The organism is Candidatus Weimeria sp. HCP3S3_B5, from assembly GCF_052064335.1.
Lineage (GTDB): Bacteria > Bacillota > Clostridia > Lachnospirales > Lachnospiraceae > Weimeria.
Map to the genome: position 1 here is coordinate 108614 of NZ_JBQHVU010000006.1, position 20972 is coordinate 129585.

23 protein-coding genes are annotated in these 20972 nt (G+C 44.0%); 10 read left to right on the forward strand and 13 right to left on the reverse strand.

Annotated elements, in window-relative coordinates:
- Positions 1–22 precede the first annotated feature (22 nt).
- Genes ACTNCK_RS04620 through ACTNCK_RS04640 form a run of 5 tightly spaced genes read right to left on the reverse strand, consistent with a single transcriptional unit; the run spans position 23 to position 4179 of the window.
- The gene (locus ACTNCK_RS04620; protein WP_441081231.1) at positions 23–1609 is read right to left on the reverse strand and encodes a DUF5702 domain-containing protein; all 1587 of its coding nucleotides are present in this window, start codon (positions 1607–1609) and stop codon (positions 23–25) included.
- On the reverse strand, positions 1606–1791 hold the full coding sequence (locus ACTNCK_RS04625) for a Flp1 family type IVb pilin (protein WP_441081232.1): 186 nt from the start codon (positions 1789–1791) through the stop codon (positions 1606–1608). The genes ACTNCK_RS04620 and ACTNCK_RS04625 overlap by 4 nt, the downstream gene beginning before the upstream one ends.
- A 24-nt stretch (positions 1792–1815) precedes the next feature.
- On the reverse strand, positions 1816–3078 hold the full coding sequence (locus tag ACTNCK_RS04630; RefSeq protein ID WP_441081233.1) for a type II secretion system F family protein: 1263 nt from the start codon (positions 3076–3078) through the stop codon (positions 1816–1818).
- 13 nt (positions 3079–3091) lie between these two features.
- Positions 3092–3862 carry a type II secretion system F family protein gene (locus ACTNCK_RS04635; RefSeq protein ID WP_441081235.1) on the reverse strand — a complete coding sequence of 257 codons (771 nt, stop codon included), beginning with the start codon at positions 3860–3862 and terminating at the stop codon, positions 3092–3094.
- Positions 3766–4179 (reverse strand): ATPase, T2SS/T4P/T4SS family, encoded by a 414-nt coding sequence (locus ACTNCK_RS04640; RefSeq protein WP_441081236.1) that lies wholly within the window; start codon positions 4177–4179, stop codon positions 3766–3768. The genes ACTNCK_RS04635 and ACTNCK_RS04640 overlap by 97 nt, the downstream gene beginning before the upstream one ends.
- 97 nt (positions 4180–4276) lie before the next feature.
- Here ACTNCK_RS04640 and ACTNCK_RS04645 point away from each other — a divergent pair, with 97 nt between their 5' ends.
- The 6 genes from ACTNCK_RS04645 (at position 4277) to ACTNCK_RS04670 (ending at position 11565) form a co-directional block, all read left to right on the forward strand.
- A complete protein-coding gene (locus ACTNCK_RS04645) occupies positions 4277–7360 on the forward strand; it encodes a hypothetical protein (protein ID WP_441081237.1) in 3084 nt (1027 codons plus the stop codon).
- A 57-nt stretch (positions 7361–7417) separates the two neighbouring features.
- Entirely contained in the window at positions 7418–7876 is a 459-nt protein-coding gene (locus tag ACTNCK_RS04650; RefSeq protein WP_441081238.1) for a hypothetical protein, read from the forward strand.
- Between the two features lie 611 nt (positions 7877–8487).
- A complete protein-coding gene (locus ACTNCK_RS04655) occupies positions 8488–8880 on the forward strand; it encodes a plasmid mobilization protein (RefSeq protein ID WP_441081239.1) in 393 nt (130 codons plus the stop codon).
- Positions 8829–10112, forward strand: a complete 1284-nt coding sequence (locus tag ACTNCK_RS04660; protein WP_441081240.1) for a relaxase/mobilization nuclease domain-containing protein — start codon at positions 8829–8831, stop codon at positions 10110–10112. Before ACTNCK_RS04655 ends, ACTNCK_RS04660 begins: the two co-directional genes overlap by 52 nt.
- The gene (locus ACTNCK_RS04665; protein ID WP_441081241.1) at positions 10015–10842 is read left to right on the forward strand and encodes a DUF6040 family protein; all 828 of its coding nucleotides are present in this window, start codon (positions 10015–10017) and stop codon (positions 10840–10842) included. The genes ACTNCK_RS04660 and ACTNCK_RS04665 overlap by 98 nt, the downstream gene beginning before the upstream one ends.
- Positions 10843–10965: 123 nt before the next feature.
- Positions 10966–11565, forward strand: a complete 600-nt coding sequence (locus tag ACTNCK_RS04670) for a recombinase family protein (RefSeq protein WP_441081242.1) — start codon at positions 10966–10968, stop codon at positions 11563–11565.
- Here the strand turns inward: ACTNCK_RS04670 and ACTNCK_RS04675 are convergent.
- The 7 genes from ACTNCK_RS04675 to ACTNCK_RS04705 form a co-directional block, all read right to left on the reverse strand.
- Complete coding sequence (locus ACTNCK_RS04675) at positions 11562–12107, reverse strand: hypothetical protein (RefSeq protein ID WP_441081244.1); 546 nt, start codon at positions 12105–12107, stop codon at positions 11562–11564. The genes ACTNCK_RS04670 and ACTNCK_RS04675 overlap by 4 nt on opposite strands.
- A gap of 240 nt (positions 12108–12347) precedes the next feature.
- On the reverse strand, positions 12348–13778 hold the full coding sequence (locus ACTNCK_RS04680; protein ID WP_441081246.1) for a restriction endonuclease subunit S: 1431 nt from the start codon (positions 13776–13778) through the stop codon (positions 12348–12350).
- On the reverse strand, positions 13775–15256 hold the full coding sequence (locus tag ACTNCK_RS04685; protein WP_441081248.1) for a type I restriction-modification system subunit M: 1482 nt from the start codon (positions 15254–15256) through the stop codon (positions 13775–13777). Before ACTNCK_RS04685 ends, ACTNCK_RS04680 begins: the two co-directional genes overlap by 4 nt.
- Entirely contained in the window at positions 15256–15594 is a 339-nt protein-coding gene (locus ACTNCK_RS04690) for a hypothetical protein (protein ID WP_441081249.1), read from the reverse strand. The genes ACTNCK_RS04685 and ACTNCK_RS04690 overlap by 1 nt, the downstream gene beginning before the upstream one ends.
- On the reverse strand, positions 15594–17915 hold the full coding sequence (gene hsdR, locus ACTNCK_RS04695; protein WP_441081262.1) for an EcoAI/FtnUII family type I restriction enzme subunit R: 2322 nt from the start codon (positions 17913–17915) through the stop codon (positions 15594–15596). The genes ACTNCK_RS04690 and hsdR overlap by 1 nt, the downstream gene beginning before the upstream one ends.
- 49 nt (positions 17916–17964) lie before the next feature.
- A complete protein-coding gene (locus ACTNCK_RS04700) occupies positions 17965–18483 on the reverse strand; it encodes a hypothetical protein (protein WP_441081250.1) in 519 nt (172 codons plus the stop codon).
- Between the two features lie 23 nt (positions 18484–18506).
- Positions 18507–19133: a helix-turn-helix transcriptional regulator gene (locus ACTNCK_RS04705; protein WP_441081251.1), complete on the reverse strand. Its 627-nt coding sequence runs from the start codon at positions 19131–19133 to the stop codon at positions 18507–18509.
- A gap of 216 nt (positions 19134–19349) precedes the next feature.
- Between ACTNCK_RS04705 and ACTNCK_RS04710 the strand changes: the two genes are divergently transcribed.
- The 4 genes from ACTNCK_RS04710 to ACTNCK_RS04725 all read left to right on the forward strand — a co-directional run bounded on the left by ACTNCK_RS04710 (position 19350) and on the right by ACTNCK_RS04725 (position 20457).
- Positions 19350–19562, forward strand: a complete 213-nt coding sequence (locus tag ACTNCK_RS04710) for a helix-turn-helix domain-containing protein (RefSeq protein ID WP_441081252.1) — start codon at positions 19350–19352, stop codon at positions 19560–19562.
- Positions 19559–19699, forward strand: coding sequence for a hypothetical protein (locus tag ACTNCK_RS04715; RefSeq protein ID WP_441081253.1), 141 nt, complete (start codon positions 19559–19561; stop codon positions 19697–19699). Before ACTNCK_RS04710 ends, ACTNCK_RS04715 begins: the two co-directional genes overlap by 4 nt.
- Before the next feature lie 67 nt (positions 19700–19766).
- The gene (locus ACTNCK_RS04720) at positions 19767–19940 is read left to right on the forward strand and encodes a hypothetical protein (protein ID WP_441081255.1); all 174 of its coding nucleotides are present in this window, start codon (positions 19767–19769) and stop codon (positions 19938–19940) included.
- Positions 19903–20457 (forward strand): recombinase family protein, encoded by a 555-nt coding sequence (locus ACTNCK_RS04725; RefSeq protein ID WP_441081256.1) that lies wholly within the window; start codon positions 19903–19905, stop codon positions 20455–20457. The genes ACTNCK_RS04720 and ACTNCK_RS04725 overlap by 38 nt, the downstream gene beginning before the upstream one ends.
- 28 nt (positions 20458–20485) lie before the next feature.
- Here ACTNCK_RS04725 and ACTNCK_RS04730 read toward each other — a convergent pair.
- A partial coding sequence (locus tag ACTNCK_RS04730) for a transposase (RefSeq protein WP_441081258.1) occupies positions 20486–20972 on the reverse strand: 487 nt, incomplete at its 5' end.

Sequence of the window (20972 nt, forward strand, 5' to 3'; positions counted from 1 at the left end):
CCTTCAGGAACAGCGTCCATATCTATTTCTTCTGGTAAAGATAGCTCATGCTGCACTTCTTCTCTATGGTAAGTATAGGAAATGCCCTGTCATAAAGCCTGAATATAGAAAAGAATGCCGGTGCCGACTTATAGCTGTACTCTATATCTGCGCCTACTACCATCTGATCCATTGCCAGATTCCGGTAGTCCTCCTGCAGCCTGAGAGAATTTTCCAAAAGATCCAGACTTCTAAGTCCAAGCGTCTTCTCGCTCTGCGCAGCCGACATAGTAAGAAGATAACCCTCATAATCTATTCCCCCTGAACATTCCTTTGCCTTCCTCCTTACATCAAACCAGGCTGCCAGCTCCAGCAGATTTCCAGTCGTCCACTGGGCACTTGTCTTTATAAGCGCGACCTTGCCTCCGGACAGGAGTCTCCTGACATCCAGAACGCTCTCCGTATAGGCCCAGGATGCTATAAGTCCCCATTTGACTCCCTCTACTATTAGTGCATTTCCTGTCCATCCTGCAAGAGCAGTCGCAAGAGACTGGGCCTGCGCGACCTTTGATGCATCTGAGAGGAGACTTACCATATTTTCTGCCTCCCTCAGAGCCAGGAGTCTGGTGACTACTGCTGTCAGGTTCTTCTGATCCGAGTCCTTGCCGCAGAGCACATATTCCCACTCATATTTAAGCCCGTCATGACCGTAGTCTTTCCTGTAGCTTGAGAAATGAGTAAGCTCATAGTCTGCAAAAAGTGCCCTTTCTGCAAGGCTAAGCGGCTCTGTGCTTCCCCTGTTCCCTCTTGCCAGCGGCCGCTTCGATACTGCATCAGAGAGATCTATCTTTTTGGATGAGACCCTGGATGTATCCTCAAGCACCTGACCTAGTATGGACTTGTTCATCCAACTGGTCACATCGTCCATAGGATTATCAAGGTCCTCCGCCTTCTTTGCTCCGTCAAGATCCACCTCTGTATTTTCTGTTTTCTCTGCAGTGGTAACCGATAGAGGTACTGCCATTATCCTCTCATCTGCTTTCGTACCCCTGGCAGCTTTCTTCTTGTCCTCCTCTGCTCCCTTTTTTATCTCCTCGGATTCCTTCAGGGCATCTCTTCCGGCCTGCATCAGCTCATCTACCGATCCGTTTTTCCCCGAATCAGCCTCTACCTGCCTGTTCCTGTTGACAATAGCATCAAGGGCCTGCTCAGGCAGCTCATTCTTCTGCTGAAGAGCCGCCTGCTTCAGAAATGCCCTGCCGTTATCATCAGTCAGAAGTCCATACTTAGAGATCTGGCACTTGTCTGTGAGCAGCTGATAGAGATCCTTCCCCGGTGTATCAGGAGAGGTCCCGTTCTTTTCCAGATATACCCTTATCCTGCCCTCCATGACAGCCAGATCGGCACCGCCTCCGCTGCCATAGGAAGCATCCACGGCAAGTATCCTGTAATTATCCCATAGATACCTGTTATAATCCGCAAAGAGGCTCATCGTACCTATATCCGATACCGCCTCTGCCTTCTGCCTCTGTCCCTTAAGTCTGGCAAGATCGAGAAGCAGAAAGGTAAGAAGCAGCACCGTCGCAAGAGAAAGCGCCAGGAATACAGTAATGCTCCCCTTCCTTTTCATTTGTCAGGCTCTGTGCTTATGACATCGCTTCCTCTTTCGTTGATCTTGTTCAGCGCATTGCTGACCACTTCCTTGATCTTGTTTCGAAACATTACCACCAGAACTACTATTATGACAAGAAGCAGCACTACCTCTACCGTGCCTATGCCGTCCTCCTCCTCTATAAAGCTCTTAAATCCCATAACATCCTCCTTTTCTGCGCCGATCTATTGCATCTGCATAAAGGCAGGTATCATCAGCGCTATAAATATGACTCCGAGCAGCCCTATCATAGGCAAAAGAAGCTTTACGGACGCCTCCTCCCCTGCGATCCGGGCGTCCATCCTCCTCTTCTCCATGGCTTCTCTCTCCTCCTGCTCCATCTGATCCCTGAGCTCTCCATTCCCCTTTCTCCTGCACTGGGCAAGCATCATGGACAGCTTGCGGAATCCCTTGTTTCTAAGCGAATCTCCAAACGCGTTTATTGCATTTTCCTCATCCTCTCCGTCCCTTATACTCCTGTTCATCTGAAGAAGCGCCTCATAGGCCGGCCTCCTCGGATGTCCCCTTGCTACAGATATCTGATAGGCCCTTCCGACCTGCTCAAAGGCCTGTCTGACCGAAAAGCCGGCTCCTATATACATTGACAGGGCTGAAACCATCTTGGGATAATCAAGCGATACTTCCTTCTGTCTGGCCTTCTCCAGATCCCTTGCCCGAAATGTGATATAGAAATAATAAAGCCCTGCCGCAAAAGCCATGAGTATAGTAAGCTTTAATCCCTCATCCTCCTGCTTCTCCGTAAAGCTTACGCTTCTGCCGTTTATAGTCTCCGGAAGCACCAGGTAGCTCCCCTCAGGATCTGCTGCATCTGCCGCATCAAGTGCCTTGCTAAGATAATAGGAAAAGCCCATATCTGCATCCGGCGGGACCGGAACTGCTTTTACTGTGAGCTCGATCAGGCTGCTCCTATCCTGACATGACAGAAGCCCCCTTAGTCTTACCTCGGTCGGTGATTCCACCGCACTGTTGTATATCTTCCCTTCGCTGTCAAATATACCCTGAGGACTTATCTCCCATTCGGCGCTGACCGATCCCTGATATCTGGAACCAAGCAAGAGGTCCCTGTATACAGTCTTACTGCTTTCATTTTCTCCCAGATAGGTTTCCTTTATCTCTCTTTCCGCCTGCTTTAGCTTCCTTTCCGACTCCTTATCAGACAGCCTTCTGGCCGATATGCTTATATCGACCTCCTCCTCTTTTTCTCCACTTCTTGCCTTTATATCCCTGTGAGCTGTCGCCCCGGCAGCCTCCGGCCGCCTGAGCTTTTTTACTACCGCATTTCCTGAGCCGCTTGTAAGGCTTATCAGCGACCCCACTATCTCAAGGCCTATGATACAGGCCAGAAGCTTTCCCGGTATCTTCTTCCCTCTTTTCCCGATGAAGAAGACTGCGACGGCAGTAAAGATCGTTATGAATATAGCTATCATTCCATTCCCCCTGTCATACCCTTATCCTTGTTATCCTTTTGCCAAAGTATAGGCATACCGCATAGAGAATCAGACACCCTGTCATAGTCCCTATTCCCAGGACATTGCCGTAGGCCGCCCCTATGAACTCAGGCGCCGAAAGCTTCATATATCCAAGAATACCTAGCGGCATGACTGCCATGACCTTAAGCTCCATCTGCTGCTGGGCTATTGCGGTTCTTATCTCCTGCTTTACCTCGACCCTCTTTGATATCCTCTCGGTGGATTTCCTGATATTGCTGACATACTCTCCGCCCAGCCTCTTACCGAAGCTGAATATCATGGCAAAATCATTTAAGTCCTCGTTATCGAACTTCTCTGACAGCTCTGTAAATGCCTTCTCGACCGGCGTCCTGAGCCTGACCTTGCTGCACAGCTCCACTATATGGTCTCTTAATATGCTTTTCTCTCCGTAGAGCATCCTAAGGCTCTCACCCGCCTCCGCAAATGCATGCTCTATCGAATACCCTGTCTGCAGGGCACCTGTTATCGAGGTAAACATCTCCCTGTATTCCAGCTCGAGCTGCTTTTCGAACTCTTCCCCGGCCTCGTTTTTCATTCTTTTCGAATTCAGGAAAAGGATGGCCGGAAATATGATAAGCCCTATTATACTATCATAAAATATCCAGGCCAGAAGAACGGTCACTCCTATGCTTTCCGCGACCAGAATAAGCCTTTTCCTTCCTGATAAAGTCCTGCCATCGATAATTTCTGTGTGTGGCGCAGACTTCCGGTCTTCTCCCATCCTCCCTTTTCTCCTCCTCTGTACTTATATATAGTCTCTGTGACTATCTCCCCATTCTCCATACCTATTATCTCTGACACCTCAAGAAGCTTCCTGCTCCTGTCTGCAAGCCTTCCCAGATGCACCAGCACATCTATCCCCGATGCTATCTGTGACCTTATGGCTGTGACCGGAAGCTCCACCGATCCCATCAGCACCATTACCTCAAGCCTTGAGAGCATATCCCTGGCCGAATTGGCGTGCCCTGTAGACATGGAGCCGTCATGTCCTGTATTCGCATCTTGACAACAATTATTCCAAGGTCTTTCTGACCTCATTCACCTACCAAAAATCCATACATTCACGGAGAAATCCCAACCAAACAGTCAAGGTGACAGTCACCTGTTACCTCCGGGCTGAACAGGAGGGATGGATATGATAGATGGAAATTTGGCATTACAACCTAAGATTTTTCCCACAGTAGTTAACTATCCTGCGGTAGATCCGCTCGAAGCCAAAGGCTGGTTCAAGGACAGCATTGGGCAGTTTCGTTCCAATGGTCAGATTAAGGATAAAGAAGGCTTCGATTTATACATCCGCAGACGCAATCTGAACAGTTTCATTGACGACTATTCCAAAAAGTCGTCATCGGACGGTTGCACGAAGCCCCGTAAAAACTGGGCTTCTGATACGGGGTCAAGTTTGCCTATGGGCAACCCAGAGCCGAAGTTGACCCCATCAGCTTGCGATGGGGGAAACTGTCTCGGCTCGTCTGCTGAAGGCAGTAAAGCCCTTCCTGCACTTTCATCCTTTTCGGAGTATCCGTCTCTGATGGCTGCAAGAAAAGATATGCCCTGTCTGCTCATAGGATATGACTCTGAATGGGAAAACCTCGAATCTGGTAGAGATATGCTTTCTTGGCAATACGCTCTCGTTGATGGTGAGGATCTTGTTGAGTTCGTCTTCCTTAAAGATGGTGAGGATGATCTTTCATTGATGGACGCTCTCGGATGTATCCTGGATCACCTTGGTAAATATGAAGCCGTAGATATCCGCACTATTCGCAGATACAAATACTGCACTGAATGGAAGAATAACAAGCCCGTTGAAGTCATTACCGATGACGTTCAGGAAGCCCGTAAGAACTGCAAATATGTATTCCGCAGTGATATTGGATTTACCCACGAACTGATTCAGGAAATGCCTGATAAATGCGTAAAGCGTGGTGATCGAGACTGGGCGTGGTTCCATACCTACCTTGATTTCTCACTTGTTGAAAGCATAAAGGTCTGTATCGTTTGCCATGCCGGGAAGGTTGACCTTTCTGCCCTGTCCTATGGAAAGAAGAACCTTCTCCGTTATCTGACAGATATTCAGGGCGGTCTTGCATCTCTTCAGCCCGTAAGATATGCACCGAGAAGCCTTAAAAACGTAAACAATACCTGCGTATATCCGGTCTCTTTATCCATAGCAGATACAATGTGCCACGCACCTGCCGGGAAAAAGAAACTGAAGGATCTCGGTGAAGTCCTCGGTGTTGAAAAAGTTGATATTGATAAGGCTCAGAAGGAACACATGAAAGGTCTTCTTGCCAAAGATCCTGCTCTTTATATGGAATACGCATCAACAGACAGCGTTGTAACCGTTCTGTATGCGTCAGCCATGTATGGATATAACAATGCTTTACCCGTAACAGTAACCAGTGCAACAGCAGGAGTAATGAAGGAGACGATGATGAAGTATTTGGAATGTGAGTCTACCGAAGAATTTAACCGTGTATATCGTGGACTCGAAAAAGTAAAACATGGGAATTACAAGATTCCTGACCGTCCGGGCTTCGTTGAAGCAACAAGCCTTGAACCCATATCAAATGATGCAAATACTATCCAGTATTTTGCTTCACAGGGCTATCACGGTGGTTACAACATCTGCACCGAAGTCGGATATTTCCCTTTTGAAACATTTGACTATGACTTACGAAACGCTTATCCGACAGCAATGTGTCTCGTACCAGATATCGACTGGGAAAATCCCATCCGTAGCGAAGTGATCCGCAGAGACTTAACCCTTGCAGACTTTACCGGCATCGGTGGTATCAATCCTATCACTCCCTTTGTCGGATATGTCCGCTTTGAGTTCCCAGAAACAGTGAAGTACCCTTGCATTCCTGTAAATGTTGACGGTATTCCCCAGTATCCTCTCACATCGGAAGGTATGGATGGCGTGTATGTTGCCGGACCCTTTGTGTGGCTTGCGCTGAAGCTTGGAGCGCACGTTTATTGTGACAGAGGGTACTTCCTTAATATCCGCTATGTTAAGGACTTCTCGCAGGAATCCAGATCCCTCGCAATGGCTGTTAAGCAGCTTGTCGTTGACCGCAACCTTGCAAAACACGACAAGGGTAAAGGTTCCTTGGAAGAACTGATACTGAAGACAATGGTTAATAGCGGATATGGAAAGAACGCACAGAATGTCGTACAGAAAACAGCATGGACAGCCCTTAAAGACCTTATGGAAGATCTCGGTTGCTCTGCTATCACAAACCCTGTTTCAGCAATGATGATTACATCCATCGTACAGGTGGAACTTATTGCTGCACAGAATCAGATTCAGGCTCTTGGATATATGAGCTGTTCCGTTACCACAGACGGTTTTATCTCTAACTGTCCTGAAGATATTCTGAAAGGCCTTGACCTTTATGGTCTGAGAAAGTTTATGGAAGCATCCCGTATATTCCTCACGGACGGTGATCCGGAACTGTGGGAAGCAAAGCATCATCAGGATGATCTCGTTAACTTTACCACAAGAGGAAACGTATCTCTCCATTGTAAAGACCGTGATGGATACGATGGAGTATGCGCTCATAACTCCACCAAATCAGGGTTTGAATCTGACTCTTATGAAGACAGACTTTGGCTTATGACTCAGGTTCTTGGTCGCACCGGTACCGTTGATTATACAGATGAAGAATGGACTTCCTTTAAGGATCTCGTTCAGGGAAAGCCCTTTGTAGTAAAACCCGAGACCCGTCACATCCGCATGGACTTCGATATGAAGCGCAAGCCCATCCGTGGAAGCTTTACTACCGACAGAGTGATTGTTGAAGGTCAGGAATATGAAATTGCTCACTTTGATACTGAACCCTTCAGGAACATCGAAGAGTTCCGTCTCTACAGGAACAAAAAGAAGCTTACAGATGTCCTGCGTACTGAATCTGACTGGGAAATCTTTTGGTTGAAACTTGATCTTAACGCAACTGGAGCGCAGCCCCGCAATATGGAATGGGCAATACTGAACTCTTGCATCATGGGTTATCGCTCTGGCAGATGGGATATCCCTGGGCTGAATGATAAGACTGTGGAAGAAAAATGTGAGTGGATCAATGCCCACAATACTTCCGACAGAAAATTCAAACCATCCGATTGGAAGAATGCCAGAAGACCCGAAAGACAGGCTAATATGCTCCCTCGTGAAATGATTGAAAGCAAGCTTGAAGAACTCATAAACGCCGATATTTAAGGCATTTGCACAGTATGACACATTAACTGCGTCACACCATGATAAGGAGGTTTCTCTATGGATGCACAGAACATGAACATTACAACAACAGAGGGTGTAAATACCCTCTCCACTCCCAAGATGACAAAGGAAGAAGCACAACAGAAATCCGATGCTGAACTGCTTCAGATAATCCAGCAAGCTCAGGGACATACAGGAAAAGATTTCTCCGATTATATGAACTGTGACTTCTCCTACACCTATCTCACCGGACTGATCCGTGACAGAGGATACGAAAACGGATGGCACAAAACATCGGAAGGAGCTTCCCCTGTTGTTAAGCCGACCGTCATCCGTATGAAAAAGTCCGATGAAGGTACCACCCGCAAATCTTTCAGCATCGATGAAGATGTTGCAGCGGAATGGAAAGAGTTTAACAAGAATGTACCTTTCCCTTCCGTCACCCTCGGATGTGCTTTACGCAGATTTATGGATGATTACAAATCTGGCTTGATTAAATTTGAGCTTGAAATCTAACATCCATCCTCGGGTATTGGTTCTCAGTCAGAGTACTGCATTACAAGAAAACGAAAGGTCACAAAGCGACCTTCCATTTCCTTTCCATATCCGTACCCTTCCTTTGAACCAGCTTTTGTCAGTCAATTCACTACATCATTTAATGCCTTCTCCACAAGGGAGAACCCATTAAATAATTTCGTTACTTTCCTGGCAAAAGCAAAAACCACAAACTACTCCACCCCCGACCGCCTAAGCTTCTAAATCGTGGTGAAGTAGTTAGGCAAGTTTCGCATTGTGGCAAGCCACAACGCACCGGAAGCCAGCCTTTGGGCTGTTTCCTAAACTTGCCAGAGGGGCTTTGCCCCCTTGGATCCCCCAGCAAGGTTTATTCAACCTCTGCACACCGAAGCCCGACTGCCTGACTTCAGACATCGAAAATCATCCACCGGATAATTTTCTTATGTCTCCGTCAGTCCGTCTAAGGGTTCTACCCTTGCATCCCGCCAAAGGGATTGCATCCCCTTGGATCCCTGCTCTGCATAACATACTGTGCATCAGATGTTACGCAGATAAATTCACATAGAATGTTGCACTCTATGTTCACAAATACAGAAAGGAGCGTGTACATCATGAAGAAAGTTAAGCGCAGAAGAAATAAGGCAGTCACCGTACGAATGAGTGAAGCAGAGTACGCTGACTTCCAAAACAGAGTTAAAGAGTCCGGTCTATCACAGCAGGCATTTATCATCAGCGCAGTCCGTGGAGCAACCATAACCCCGTCCGATGAAATTGCCGTGCTGAAAGAAATCAGTAAGACCTTCGCCGAGTTCGTTAAACAGATCCGAGGCATGGGAACAAATCTGAATCAGATGGCTCATGTCGCAAACGGTCAGGGTTATCTTCCCGGTGAAGAATCATTACTGAGGTTATATGATCAGGTCGGAAATATGAGAAAGGAGAGTGAAGAGATATGGCAATCAATAAGGTCGTCAATAAATCAACAAAAAGCCACGGAGCAATGAGGAACGTTCTTGAATATGTCCTCCGTGATGAAAAAGTAAAACAAGGATATGTCGAGATTGCCGGTCCGTATTCAGGGGAGACCATCAACTATGATGAAGTCTATCAGTCTTGGCTTGCTGAAAAGAGACTCTGGGATAAAGACTCCGGAAGAATGTATACCCACAACATCATCAGCTTCCATAAAGATGAACAGGTCACACCAGAGCAGGTGCTTGAAATCGGAAAAGAATTTGCTGAAAAGTTTTTCCCCGGTCATCAATATCTGATTGGTGTGCATCAGGATAAAGATCACCTGCACTGCCATATCGTCACCAACAGTGTTTCTTACATTGACGGTATGAAGCTGCATCAGACCAAAAGGGATCTTGAACATCAGAAGGAGTTTACCAACAAACTCTGCCTTGAAAGGGGACTGACCATAGCGGAGAAAGGTCATCACTTTGACGGTTCCGTTATCGAACAGGGTGAGATCACTGCATGGAGTAAAGACAAGTACAACCTTCTTATCAATGACGCCAAGAAGAGTTTTGTCGCTGAATGTGCTATCGCCATCATGGAAGTGGCTCCTCAGTCCACCAGCCGTGAAGAATTTATCTCCGGTATGGAAGAAAGAGGATGGTCAGTACAGTGGGAAGATTCCCGGAAGCATATTGTTTTCCAAAATGAGGACGGAAAAAAAGTCCGTGATACCAATATTGAAAAGACCTTTGCAGGTATGGAAGTGAACAAGGAGGCACTATTAAATGAATTTACGAGACAGAATGAACTCAGGCTCGCAAAACTCAAAGCCGACAGAAAAAAAGAGCTTGCCGATGCCGAACTCAAACGATACTATGCAGAACTCGAATCCGCTACTGCGGGACTCGATACTGCAAAAGCAGTCCGAGACGATTCAGAAGCAATCACAAGAGATACACGAGCTTACCAGCACAATACAGGATATGCAGTCTCAGATGGATCAGATCATCCCGGAATTGGAACACCTGAAGAAACACGGGAGACCCTCGGACATAGAGAAGATACAGAATCTTTCATCCGAGAACTCGACTCTCAGGAAGAAGCTTCAGGAGAAAAGCGAGACTATCGTATCGCTGAACGACAGGATAGGGATGCTGAGCAGCGCAGACTTAGTCTTGAAAGAGAACGAGCGCTTAGAGCAGAGCAACAGCGAATTGCGGAAGAAAGAGCAGAACGCCAGAAACGAAGCATCAGCCACGGTTTCAGCCGTTAAAAAGGAATATCAGCAGAAACAGGCTGAGCTTCAGTCTTCCATTGATGCTGCCAATGCCCGGGAGCGTCAGGCAAAGAAACAGTTAGATGAAGAATCTGCCCGCATCGATGCACTTGCTGAAGCCAAAGTATCCGGTACTAAGAGCAGCCTCAAACGAAAATATGAGGAAAACGCCAAGAAACAAAAGGATACCCATGAACGCAGGATGAAGAAACTTGAAAGCGAATATAAGTCGAAGACAGACCGTTTATACGGTCTGACCTTCGGTGGGATCCTTTACAGTTTCCTTGCAACAGTATTTACGGCAATCAATTCTCCGAGGTTTTCAGAAGATATTTTTGCCGTATGCAAGTTCATCGGTGATTTCTTCTCTGTTCTGTGGGAGAATGCTTCCGTACTTGCGTCGGCTGTATGGTCCCTGAATGAGAAAATCCCATACGCAGTCATTGATTTCATCGTACCGGGTTTACTCGCCATCTTAGGTTTCCTCGCCATTTTCCTTGGTGTCCTCGCCTTAGTAGGCTTCGGGTTATATAAGGTAGGAAAGTTCTATGCTGATTTCTTTGCTGACAGCCTGAGCGTTCTGGTGGCGTTATTATCGCTTGCCATACTGGTATGGTTTGCTGATTACCTATCCTTTATAACATGGAACCTGATTGTGGTATTCATCATTATCCATGCCGTGTATGTATTCATTCGAATGCTACTGACATCTTCCAATAGTTATTGATACTGTAAACGAAAACAGATGGTTTCATTGACACATAAAACGATAACAATAAATACAGAAAAGAGGCTGATTTTTGTAAAAGAAAGTCAGCCTACCTTTTCTTAAACAGAAAGGACGGATAATATGATTTACGGATATGCCCGTTGCTCTACCAACGAAGAACGCCAGTACATCGACAGACAAAAGCGTGAGCTGTTTGCTCTTGGTGTTACCGATGACAAATATATTTATTGGGAATACGAATCCGGTATGAAGGATGACCGGGCAGAGCTTCAGAAACTCTTTGACATCGTCTTTGAAGGGGATACTATTGCCACTACTGAAGTATCAAGGCTCACCCGTTCTACCAAACATCTCTGTGAGATCCTTCAGATCATCAAAGAAAAGCATCTGATCCTTGATATCGGTGGTTCCTTCCGTGTTGACTGCTCCAAAGGTGAAATGGATCCCATGACCGAAGGAATGGTAAAGATGTGGGGCGTGTTTGCTGAGATGGAACGAAACATTATATCCCAGAGAGTAAAATCCGGCATGAAGAACGCAGTTGCCAAAGGTAAACAGATCGGAAGACCGGAAACCACAAAAGAAAATCTTCCAGACAAGTTTTGGAAGTATTATCAGATGTATAAAACCGGAAGCATAAATATATCGGAGATGGCTCGCATTATGAAATGTTCCCGGACATCAATTTACAAGTATATAAAAATAGCGGAGATGGATTAAGATTCCATCTCCGTTTCTTCTGTAGACTTCAAATTATGGCATTCCCATTTTAAGCCATCTCCATCCTTTATAAATATGATAAGTTGCGGATCAACCGTGTTATACTCCTGTCTCTCAAAGTACCACTCACAAACATATATTTTCGGAAACGGTGATTTAAGAATCTGGTTTAAGAATCCACTTGCGGTTCCGTTCCATGTCCTCTGCGGTATCAATTCCTTCATTAGCCGAAACTCTTCATCTGTTGCAAAAACAAACAGCTCAACATCACCATCAGGGTATTTCTTCCCTTTATCCTTTATTATTTCTCTCAGGATATTGTCTGTTGAAAAATGAATCGTCGGATGGTCACACTTAAACTCTGAAAACTGCTTGGCAAAGTCCATTTCCGTAACATCATATCCCATGTGTTCCTTTAGGAGTTTTGCATCCTTTTTAAACTGAGCCTGTCCCGCCGAAGTAAGCTTCCAGCCATCACCTCTTTCATAATCGCCTTTGCGGACCCTATCTAAAGCACAACTGCATTCTGTCTCTACTTTCAAATGTCTTTGAGTATAACCACTCCAATCCTCATCCGACTGAAGTCGATCAAATTTACTAATCCCTTTAGGAATAGCATTATTATGAAATGTATGAGTTATCTCAATATACCGACCATCTTTACTCTTGATATCAGGCATACTCTTGCGACTGTTATCATCATAGTAGCTCTTATCGACCTCTATTCCAAGGTTGCCTAAAATAGTTATTGCCTCTTGTTCACCTTTTTTGCGTTCAGGCACCTACTTCACCAACCTATCACAATATGGAAAGAGTTCCTCTATCTTTGCAACAATACGACGCTGTTCCTGAAGTGGCGGTAAAGGTATACATATGCGGTGCAACGCATTTGCTGATAAACCTTTTATTCCAATTCCCCTTCCAGAAATACTTCCGGTTAACTTCAAAAACATCATTACATAATAAAAGTATTTAATGCACACATCAACATAGGGTCTTAGTTTGTGTATATGATTCTGTATACAATAACTCTCTTGTAAATTCCAAATCGCACTTCTTCCGACATCTCCCCCTTCAAGCACGAGCAAATCCCCGTATTTTACTGAGTATTTATCTATTTCATCTTCTGTGTAATACATTTCTTTCAGATTATCGAGTTCAAAATGATCCCAATATACATTTGATGTTGTAATGTATTTGTGTTTTGTTCCATTTGTATTCTTTGCGTTAAGTGCTTTTCCAGCCGTATGAGAAAAAACATCCCCTAAATAACACCACTTCCAACTCTCAGGAATATCAAACGGAATCTTATCAATGGTAAGCTCTGCAAGAGGCTTCTCTTTCTTTATTTTTCCTTCCTTTATCAGCCTCTGCTTTTCTTCCTGTATCTGCTGATAGAGTTCTTCAGCTGTTCCTTCTTCCGGTCTCTGTTCCACCAATTTGCCCTGAATAGCATATTGCAGGATTGACTTCTTCATATCCTCCGGGAACTTAGCGTTAAACTGTTCCAGCTTCTCATAAGCCTCGGCATAGCGGTCAACATACGGAAGAAGTTCCTCTATCTTAGCAACGATACGATGCATTTCCTCAAGTGGGGCTAATGGAATCAGAAGATTTTCAATACTTTTGCTGTTTAACGTCTTACCTTTAATGGCATTTTTGCTTTTCCCCCACTGAGTAACAATCGGAAGAATATAAAACAAATAATCCCTAAAGTATTCGTTTTTATCTACATACGGAAAGATAGAAATTATAGCTTCGTTATGGAGCGCATCTATGTCAAGGATGGATGTTCTTCCTACCGTAAGCTTAAAGCTCATCAACAAGGTTCCAGCCTTTGAAATTGCACCAAACATTTCCTCTAAGGCTTTTTGAGATACCCTTTCCTTAGTTTCAATAACATGACCATAATCAGTCATATCAGATATAGAAACCCAAGGTATATCATCTCCCCACCAAACATCCTCAGCTCTTGGAGGAGTCTTTCCCATTGAACAATCGGCTATTTCACCAAATCTACACCATCTCCATGATGACGGTATTTCAAATGGAATATCATCATCTTGAATCGGAACTACATTTTTATCTTTTTTTGCAATTTTAAGGATATCATCAAATAAATCATTCGCTGTACCTTCAGACTCTCTCTGTTCCACCAATTTCCCTTGCATGGCGTAATGAAATATACTGATTTTTAATTCTTCTGGTGTCATTCTTCAACACCTCCCGGTAGTAACGCTTCAAGTTCAGCAAGAACCTTATCAATCTCGGCATTGAGTGTAGATCTCTTCTCTTGATAATTTCTAATAGTATCAAGCGGATCCAACACTTCTTCCTCTTCATGAGGGTATCCGCAAAGATCAATATTGCAACCCTGATCCTTCAATAGAAAATCTTTTGTATAACATTTTGCTTTTGGACCGTCTTCCAGCTCTATCGGTTTTCTGTCATTCCACCAAGCGATACAATCATCAAAATGCTTCAGCTCCATCGGCTTCGTCTTTGAAAAATGCTTTCGGTCTGATGGAATATCTACTCTGTAATACCAAGTTTCAGTAGTTGTTTTTGTATTGTCAAAGAATAAAATGTTTGTGGTTATAGGCGTATAAGGGCTAAATACAGAGCTTGGTAATCTTATTATAGTATGCAGATTAAACTCTGTAAGTAGTTTTGTCTTTATTGCCACCTTTGCATTTTCGAGACCGAAGAGGAATCCGTCAGGAACAACGACTGCAGCCCTACCGTTCTTCTTCAGACGATACATGATAACAGACATAAAGAGATCCGCTGTCTCAGATGATGCAAGATCATCCGGGAAAAATCCCTGTATCGACTTATCCTCATGACCACCGTACGGAGGATTCATCAGAATAACATCGAACTTATCATCATCGGTATAGTCCAACAGATTATGCTTCAGAGCGTTCATGTGATAGATATTCGGTACGTCGATATCATGCAGGAGCATATTGGTGACGCAAAGGAGGTACGGAAACGGCTTTTTTTCAATACCATAAATACTATCGTCAAACTGCTTCTGTGCAGCTGTATCCTTTACTTGCTTATGTAACTGTCCAAGCCATGATGTAATAAAGCCTCCGGTACCACATGCAAAGTCAGCCATTTTTTCACCAAGCTTCGGTTTAATCATAAGAGCCATAAAGTCTGTTACGGCACGGGGAGTATAGAACTCACCGGAAGATCCAGCAGCCTGCAAGTCACGAAGTATCTCTTCATAAACAAAACCAAACGCATGGCTTTCCTTCACATCATCAAATTCAATCTCATCAATAATATCAATGACCTGACGAAGATATACACCGTCCTTCATATAGTTGTTGGCATCCTCAAAGGTAGACTTTACAATAGCCTTCTTCACAGGAGTGTCGGGTGTTACGGGCAGTTCCTTTAATGTCGGGAAGAGTGTATTGTTTACAAAGTTCAGCAGCTTATCTCCGGTCATAGCGTGACCATTATCATCTGCCTGCGCCCAGTTACGCCATCTACATTCTTCAGGGATGATGGATATATAGTTATCCTCATTCAATTCCCAGTCGTCTTCTTTCGCATCATAGACTTTTAGGAAGAGCATCCATACCATTTGCTCAATTCTCTGCGCATCACCGTTGATACCAGCATCCATACGCATGATGTCTCTAATTCTTTTAATAAAGCCTGACTGCATTGCCATTATAAGTTTTCTCCATTTTCCAGTAATAATTTGATAACACCGTCTAATTCATCTTCGGTGATTGATATTTTATAAGGTCTTGTTGCTTCAGAATTTGGAAACACCTCTTTATGATATCTCGCATTAATTCTGTTAAGATCTTCTTTATCCTTATGGCAGAATAAAACGATACCATTTATTCCATCTCTAGCATCTTCTAGTATCCGAACCGAAGTTTTACTTCCCATAATTGCATATCGATTATTTTGCTCGAATCTTTTGCTAGAGAATCGTATTCCACAACTTTCCATATAAGCAACCAGTTCTTCAAGGTCCTCCGGCTCATATCTTTCCTTCATTATCCCATCTCCACTTCATACAATGTATCTTCTAGATCCCGAACCGCTTGTTCATACTGTACCTTGCCACCGAAGAGTTTCACAATCTTCGCAGGCTTTCCGTACTTTTCAAAATCAGCCAGGGAAAGAACCTTGATATCTTCAACCTCTGTAATACCCTGATTCATATACTTATCCAAAAGGATTTCCAATACCGCACGGGCATCCCCAGAATACTTGGAGAAGAAATCCCGCTTCTTTACATTATTTGCTCTCTCAGCTCTTGTTAGAGGTTTCTGACCGTATGCAACATAGCAGATGAAGTCAAAATCATCCACATCAGCCATATTCTGATCTTTCTTCAGTGCTTCAAGATCAATTCCCATTTCTGCAAGGGCTTTCCGTATTTCTTCCTTCTTATCAGATGCCTTCCATTTACGGATAAAGTCTGACAGAGAAGCATACTCACCCTTGATATTTGTTCTTGTATAATCAATAATATCTTCCTGCCGGAGCAGTCTACCGTTGGCATCATAAACGGATACAGTCTTATTGATAATCTTTACCTGACATCCATCTTTATCAACGATAGGCACACCAAGGTTTTCAGGTGGATCAATCGGATCACCACCATAAGGGGGCTTCGGAGGATGAGGTTCCGTACCACCATGATGGAAGTGTTCGTCCTGCTCAATCGGTCCATCCCATTCAGGATCCGCAAAGAGTTTTGTAACTCCACGGAAGTCCATAACAGCAAAGTGTGTTTTTCCTTCCTTTTCACGGATACGGGTTCCACGACCGATAATCTGCTTAAAGGTGGTCATACTCTCGATATACTTATCCAGTACGATAAGCTTTGTCATCTTACAGTCAGCCCCGGTTGAAAGCAGTTCTGATGTCGTTGCAATGACCGGATAATCAGATGATACGGAAATAAAGTAATCCAGTTTACTCTTTCCATAGGTATCAGATCCCGTGATACGGACAACGTAATCGGGATTCTCTGCAACCATATCATTGTTCAGGTTCACAAGAGCGATACGCATACGCTCAGCAGCATCCTCGGTAGCGCAGAATACGATGGTCTTCTGCATCCTATCCGTACTCTTCAGATACTCTGTAATCTCGTTGGCGACCTCATTGATACGGTCTTCAAGGATAACACCGTTAGGATAATCGAAATCACGGTTATTGTAGATACGGTCTGGAATCTCATTACCATACAGATCAGTCTGACCCTTGTATGGTCTCCATCCATCACTGATATCCAAGGTGACATTGATAACTTTAAAAGGCGCAAGGAATCCGTCCTCAATACCCTGCTTCAGACTGTATGTATAAACAGGATCCCCAAAGTAATCAATGTTCGACACGGTTTCGCTTTCCTTCGGTGTCGCAGTCATACCGATCTGGGTTGCCGTACTGAAGTATTCAAGGACTTTACGCCAGTTACTATCTTCCTTGGCGCTTCCACGGTGACACTCATCCACGATGATAAGGTCAAAATATCCCGCCGGGATCTGTCTGAAGTGTTCCTCATCATTCTGACCTACCATCTGATGATACAGAGCAAAGTTCACCTCATGGGATGATATCTTATTCAGGCAGTCTTTATCAGAAAAGTCCACCTTATATATAGTCTTTTCAAGCGGAGCGAAGTCCTGAAGGATACTCTGGTCAACAAGGATGTTTCTGTCGGCAAGGTAAAGGATCCTCTTCTTTATATCTGACCGGAGCAATCTGTAAACGATCTGGAATGCAGTATATGTCTTTCCTGTACCGGTTGCCATGACAAGAAGAAGTCTCTGCTGACCTCTTGCTATCGCTTCAACGGTTCGGTTTACGGCATTCCTCTGATAGTATCTCGGAGGATATGTATTTTGGGAAGAATAATATGGCTGATCCACAACCTTCTTTTCTGCTTCAGAATAACCGGCACCACCATTGACTTCTGCGTAAAACCTTTTAAACAGTTCTTCCTGAGTTGGGAACTGATCAAGTGATATCTGTCTCTCTTTTCCGGTCAAAAAGTCATGCTCATAAAAGGCATCACCATTTGATGAATACGCAAACGGAATATCCATCATCTGAGCATAGGTTATCGCCTGCTGAAGCCCAAAAGATACAGAGTGATTATTGTCCTTTGCTTCCACAACGGCGATTGGCTTGCCACCATTTAGGTATAATAAATAATCCGCAAACTTTGGCTTGCTGCGGGCTACCATATTTCCTTTAATATTTATCCGACCATCCGTGATCTTGGTCTCCATCGTGATATGACCAGACCATCCGGGCTGTATTGCTGGAGTGATGTAATTCAGCTTAATATCCTCTTCGGACATCTGTTTCTTATTCAATACGGTCACATGAAGACCCCCTTTCCATTTTCTGTTATACCTTCTTTACTGATGCTATTTCATATTCCCACTTAGCTTTTACAGGGATTTTCTTTTCTCTCCACTCACATGAAGATCCGAACCATTCATCCGGTACCCATTGACCAAAGGTAACATTCCATGCAGCTTTCTTAGTAGTGAATTTACCTTTATTTCGATTGACTAATCGAGGGCATATCTTATACTTTGCACCTTGATATCCCCGCTTGCGCTGATCATCAATATCCTTATGAGCAGTCTGCCATGTTATATATTTCATTTCATCATCAGAGGCATTCTCAGGATATACAGGCTTAGTCTTTCGAGGAAAAAGTTCCACAATGAAGTAATTAAAATCCCAACGGTCATCTTTACGACCTTTTTTATCTGCGGAGATAACATCTACCCACATACCACCGGTCGGAACTTCTGTTGCTAAGTCTCTTGCTATAAATACCGCTGCGGATTCACCATTCTTTACATAACTGATATAGGCAGCATCATATTTAATTTTCTTTTTCTCGGACACCTCCATAGGACACTCTCCACCTTGCTTTTTTATATTTCTCCGTTTTTCCTTGCTTCCGTCAGAATATCTTCAAGAGCGTGTGCTGCTCTTTCCTTGGCAGCTCTTTCAGATTTCGGAAGGGAGTTTTCATCCATAGAATGAGGAAAATTCCACTCCCACATGTGATATTCATGTATTATTTTCTTCTTTTCTTCTTCAGACGTAGCATTCAGAATGTCAGCCTCCATCTGTTTCCGGCGCTCATACCATGCTTTAAGATTCTTATTCATGGTGCTTACATTTATATCGTTTTGGCTTTCCCCAAAGCAAATACACATCTGACCGTCCACTTCCTTCAAGCGAAGGTCATACAGTGTTTCCATCTCAAAAAATGCAAACATAGCACCTATATAGCTTGCAACCTGTGGATCCAATAATGCGCTGGCTTCTACTTCCAAGGCTTCTGCTATCTGTTTGCATAATTCAAATTTAGGGTTTCTGGCACCATTCTCATACTGCTGTATGCGATTAGCGTTCAGCCCAACCTTTTCTCCCAAGTCGCCCTGAGACATATCTTCTTCCTGTCGTATTGCACGTATTCTTCTTCCAATTCGGCTGGGAGCCGTTTCACGGTCAAAGTCCTCCGGTGCAGTTCCAAACGGATTGTAAACATACATAGGATCTATCTCCTTCTTCTCGTGTCTACTACAAACACAGTTATACAGGCTAATTGTAGCACACCAACAACAAAATTTAAATCCAAAGTTACAATTTTGTTGTTAAAAAACACTTTAGTAACAAATTTGTTGTTGACATTCACATTTAATGTGTTATATTAACTATAGTAACATATTTGTTGTTTGTAATAACTTTTGATAACAGAGGTGGACAAAATGGATGAATTGTTAAAGAAATACCCGGCGGTATTGAGCATATCGGATGTAGCAGAAATCCTGAACATCACACCCGCTACCGTCAGAAGGCACATTAAAACGAACGATCTCCCACATATAAAAGTTGGCAGACTGGTACGAATCCCGAAGGATTCCCTGATCGGCTACCTTCACGGAGACCCCACACCACAGAGGAAGGAGGAAATGGCATGAACGAGAAGAAGACCAACATCTCACTGGAACTCTTGCTCCTGAATGACCTGCTTCGCACCAAAGCGATAGACAAGGACATTTACGACAAGGCAGCACAGAAAATCGTATCCGCTAAAAAAGAAAAGCAGGCTGCATAAGCCCGGTGTTTCCCGGAAATCGGATGTCATCGTTAACCAGAAAAGCTTAGTTGAGGTACGCAAAAAAATGAAGAACAGAAACAGGCAACGGCACAACCGCAGAGTAAAAGAAGAAATGTTAGACCTCAAAGATATGTGCGGAGTAAAAGATCCCACACCATACGAGGCAGTAAAAGAAATTATCAAGGAGTTTAAACACAGAAATGAAACGCAAGGCAGCAATATACCACTTTACAAATGAAAGTAAACAGAGACCCAAGATCTACAGAGATCAGCTGGAAGCCCTCAGGGAATACGCTGAATCTGTAGGTCTTGATGTTGCTGACATTTACTGTGATATGAGCCTGAAAAGGTCAGAGCGGACTGAATTTGACCGTTTCCTTGCAAACTCTAACCAATACGATGTCCTTGTAACCAAGGACTTCTACCATATAGAAAAGAACACCGGTAAATGCCTCGGCGTTATGCAACAGCTCCGAGACAACGGTTTACAGATATATTCCATCGAAAACGGCATCTTTACCTGGGAGGATGCCCCGTTTGACAAACCTCTCCGAGTGGCAACATACACCTGCCACTTTGGTACATCCAACGAAATGAAAGAGGTTATCCCGGTCAGAAATGATATATTCACACTTTTTACATGTAAGAAAACAAATTGGACTGTACTTGACCAATATTCCGATGAAAGTCTTCACCAGAAGGACTGTGAACAGATACAGATGAAGGAACTGATCTGGTCTTATGTCAAGATTTAGTACAAGTTAAAATGAGAAATTTTCCACTTTAACTTGCTACTTTTGCGTTTTTATCCACCGCTTCAGCATACATACGTTCGTATTCATTGGGAGACATAAAGTTATCATGGCTATGAATCCGGACAGTATTGTAAAATGTTTCGATGTATTCCCATACCAGCGTGTATGCGGCATCGAAATTGGCGATACGGAATCGATTAAGCCATTCACGCTTTATCAGAGAATGGAACGATTCTATACAGGCGTTATCGTATGGGTAGCCTTTATGCGAGTAGCTCCTCTGCATGCCCTCTGTGGCTTTTCTGTAGGCCTCGCTGACGTACTGGCTGCCTCTGTCACTGTGGATGATAAGCGGCTCAGAAGTAGGCCTTGAGGCTTTCGCTTTATTGACGGTATCGACAACACATGAGACCTCCATCGTGGGTGTGAGCGTCCATGCGATGATCTTACGAGAATACAGATCCATGATGCTGGTAAGATATATGTATCCACTCTCATAGGTCCAGATATACGTG